Here is a 3797-nt window from a genome sequence, read left to right on the forward strand (position 1 = left end):
ATTATCCTCCCTCTAAATTTGTCAATCGTTTTAATTTTCATAAAAAAATGATAAAATGTAAACATGTGTTTTCAGAATAATTAAAAACGCAGAAAGAAAACACTGTTTTTAGGAGGGGTTTTGATGACTTACACGTTAGCAACTAGAATGAAAGCATTCCAATCTTCTATATTTAGTGAATTAGGGGCCTATAAAAAAGAGAAAATTGCAGCAGGTCATAAAATGATTGATTTAAGTATCGGGAATCCCGATATGCCTCCTGCTGATTTCGTAAGAGAAGCAATGGTACATACAGCAAGTGCAAAAGAAAGTTACGGATATACGTTATCTGGTATTCAAGAATTTCACGAAGCTGTAACTGAATATTACAACAACACTCATAATGTTATATTAAATGCTGAAAAAGAAGTTTTATTATTAATGGGTTCACAAGACGGGCTCGTTCATTTACCTATGGTTTTTGCAAATCCGGGAGATATAATACTAGTTCCTGATCCAGGATATACAGCTTATGAAACAGGAATTCAAATGGCCGGTGCAACATCTTACTACATGCCATTAAAGAAAGAAAATGATTTCTTACCTAACTTAGAAGTTATCCCTGAAGAAATTGCCGATAAAGCGAAGATGATGATTTTGAACTTCCCAGGGAATCCAGTTCCAGCAATGGCTCATGAAGATTTCTTTAAAGAGGTAATCGCATTCGCGAAAAAACATAATATTATCGTTGTCCATGATTTTGCTTATGCTGAATTTTATTTTGATGGCCAAAAGCCAATTAGCTTCTTATCTGTACCTGGTGCAAAAGAAGTTGGCGTTGAAATTAATTCTTTATCTAAAAGTTATAGTTTAGCGGGTAGCCGTATTGGTTATATGATTGGTAACGAAGAAATTGTCGGCGCGCTTACGCAATTTAAGTCTAATACAGATTACGGTGTGTTTTTACCAATTCAAAAAGCTGCATCCGCTGCATTACGACACGGCGCTGCGTTTTGCGAGAAAAACCGAAGCGTTTACCAAGAACGTAGAGATACTTTAGTGGACGGATTCCGCAAATTCGGTTGGAATGTCGATAAACCAGCTGGAAGTATGTTCGTTTGGGCTGAAATTCCGAAAGGATGGACTTCTCTAGAGTTCGCTTATGCACTTATGGATCGTGCAAATGTCGTTGTCACACCAGGCCATGCATTTGGTCCTCACGGCGAAGGCTTTGTACGTATTGCACTTGTTCAAGATAAAGTAGTATTACAAGAAGCAGTTGAAAACATTAAAAATAGCGGTATTTTCTCTATTGAAAAAATAGAAGAATTAGTTAAAAATTAATAATAACTCCCCTGCTTAACTTTAGCAGGGGTATTATTATTCCTGGAGGTACGATGTGAATATTAAAGATACTCTTCCCCATCGCTATCCATTTTTAATGATCGATAAAATTACAAACGTTAAAGAATCTCAATCAGCTACAGGATACAAACTGATCACAAATAATGAGTGGTTTATTAATAACAATCAAAACTATATGCCTCATATGCTAATTGTAGAAGCACTCGCTCAACTTAGTGCTTTTGTAAGTACAGGTGAATCTGAAGGACTTGGTTTCCTCTCCTCTTTAGATGGGGTGGAATTTCATGAAAATGCGTATCCCGGTGATAAACTTGACTTACATTATGAATTAACACGTAACAGACGAGGTTTTATTCTTGGGAAAGGAATTGCCTCTGTAAACGGTCAATCAATCGTTACCATTGAAAAGCTATTAATATATCAAGCTGATTAAACAGATTACATAGTAAGGAGTAGAAAAATGCGGAATGTTGTTGGTATTGATGCTGGGGGAACATTAACAAAAATTGCTTACTTTAACGAAATGAACAAATTAGTTTTTGAAAAATTTTATTCATATGAACAAAAAAGAATTAAAGAATGGCTTCATAATAATAATTCAATTACACAATTATGCATTACAGGTGGTAAAGCTAAACAGTTAGAACAACTACTTTCAGGTTCATATAAAATAGTAGAATTAAACGAGTTTGAAGCTACTTTAGCAGGCGTACGCTACATACTAAAAGAAGAAAAACGTGCTATAAACAACTTTGTATTAACAAATATCGGTACAGGTACTTCCATTCACTATGTTCACGACAAGCAATACGTTCGCGCTGGGGGAACTGGCGTTGGCGGTGGTACTATTATGGGTCTTTCAAAACTATTAACAAATATAGATCATTTTGAAGATGTGATTCCGCTTACGAATATAGGCTCCAGAAAAAGTCTAGATATTACAGTTGGAGATATTTATGGTGGGATTCTCTCCCCTATTGATAATAACTTAACTGCTAGCAATTTCGGAAAAGCGACCATTACAGATTCAAATTATAGTAGTTCAGATATACTAGCTACCGTTCAAGGACTTGTCGGTGAAGTCGTCACAGCATTAAGCCTTCAATTCGCCGAAGCGAAAAATATTGACCATATCATTTACATCGGTTCTACTCTATGTAATAACGTACATCTTCAAAATATTATAAGTAGCTATACAGAATATCAAAATAAAATACCAATCTTTTTACAAGACGGCGGTTATAGTGGTGCGATTGGTGCTTTACTTCATGGTACGAAATAAAAAAGCTGACTTTTGTCAGCTTTTTTGCAATGGTACTTCAAATTCAATAATTGACTCTCCATTCTCACCAATTCGTTCCACACTAATTCTATTAATTACACAGTCCAACTTCTCATGAAAACTAGGAATCCCCTTCGCTATTTCAGTTGCTAACTCCGCGCTACCTTTTCTCCCAACTGTTACATGTGGTATGTATGGAATATCCGTTCTCAAAAATTGTAGTAAAGGACCTGTATACAATCTATCGTGCAATTCTTCTATTTTTTCTTTCCCTCTTTCTACTTCCAAAAATAAATAATCTCCCTCGCTGCTTATCCGGCTAGCAAACTCAATTTCAATCGTATGAATCCCTTTGGACACATTCAAAATATGTAATTTCAGATCATCATTCGAAACGGAACTTTCAAACGGGAATACAATTGTTATATGAGGAGGAATTAATCCAAATAAAGGATCATACTTTTCTCTCATACTTTCTATTTCATCAATGGGCATGTTATGTAAAAATAGTAGAATTGTACGCACTTTTATATCCCCTACTTCCCCTCAATTTTTTTATATTTATCATATTGTATGGTAGCGTGAACTTCAATAAATTATTTTGCTTGCATATAAAAATAAAAAACTTCTCAAATGAGAAGTTTTCATATAGCATGGTTATTATTTTCTCGCAAAACTTTCCTGAATTTTATATAACAAGCAATTCTCCACGGAATAATATACGATACTGCAACTACGTAAAATAATAAACCTATTGTTTGTTGATCTAAATCAACAATATATTGTCTTGAACCATATCTTAAAACGACAAGTGCAATAAAAGTAATTAAAAAGGCTGCACTTTTTTTCGTATAAATATTCCCATCATCTCTTCGCTCATAATTTGTTAAAACTATAAGTGGTACGGCAAAAAGAATTCCAATAAATACTGCTATAACTACTTGTAATAGTGCTGGATGTACGGGTCCAAAAAACCATATTATCCCCGGTGTTAAAAATATTAATGGCCACAAAATACGTTTTCCCGTACCCTTAATCGGCTTATACATAGATCGATAACGGCGCCAAAAAATTAGTAAGGCCACGCATAAAAAGACGGTTATTAATGAAGAGGTGTCTCCCATTTATTATTCCTTCTCTCCTTTAATATTAATCTAACAATCTTTTAAAC

The 3797-nt window shown here is 34.5% G+C and carries 5 protein-coding genes; 3 read left to right on the forward strand and 2 right to left on the reverse strand.

Annotated features, from left to right (window positions below):
- The first annotated feature begins 123 nt into the window (after positions 1-123).
- The 3 genes from AB3X48_RS18935 to coaW are packed head-to-tail and all read left to right on the forward strand — an operon-like array spanning position 124 to position 2626.
- A complete protein-coding gene (locus AB3X48_RS18935) occupies positions 124-1323 on the forward strand; it encodes an LL-diaminopimelate aminotransferase (RefSeq protein WP_016105141.1) in 1200 nt (399 codons plus the stop codon).
- Between the two features lie 55 nt (positions 1324-1378).
- Entirely contained in the window at positions 1379-1777 is a 399-nt protein-coding gene (locus tag AB3X48_RS18940; protein ID WP_016105142.1) for a 3-hydroxyacyl-ACP dehydratase FabZ family protein, read from the forward strand.
- Positions 1778-1804: 27 nt separating this feature from the next.
- Positions 1805-2626 (forward strand): type II pantothenate kinase, encoded by an 822-nt coding sequence (gene coaW / locus AB3X48_RS18945; RefSeq protein WP_199714895.1) that lies wholly within the window; start codon positions 1805-1807, stop codon positions 2624-2626.
- 15 nt (positions 2627-2641) lie between these two features.
- On the opposite strand, the gene AB3X48_RS18950 is transcribed toward coaW, so the two are convergent.
- Together AB3X48_RS18950 and AB3X48_RS18955 are read right to left on the reverse strand one after the other, a co-directional pair.
- Positions 2642-3151, reverse strand: coding sequence for a 2'-5' RNA ligase family protein (locus tag AB3X48_RS18950; RefSeq protein WP_016105144.1), 510 nt, complete (start codon positions 3149-3151; stop codon positions 2642-2644).
- Positions 3152-3270: 119 nt separating this feature from the next.
- Positions 3271-3750, reverse strand: coding sequence for a CcdC family protein (locus tag AB3X48_RS18955; protein WP_016105145.1), 480 nt, complete (start codon positions 3748-3750; stop codon positions 3271-3273).
- Positions 3751-3797 lie beyond the last annotated feature (47 nt).

The sequence above is a fragment of the Bacillus sp. S4 genome, assembly GCF_040838205.1.
Taxonomy (GTDB): Bacteria; Bacillota; Bacilli; order Bacillales; family Bacillaceae_G; genus Bacillus_A; species Bacillus_A cereus_U.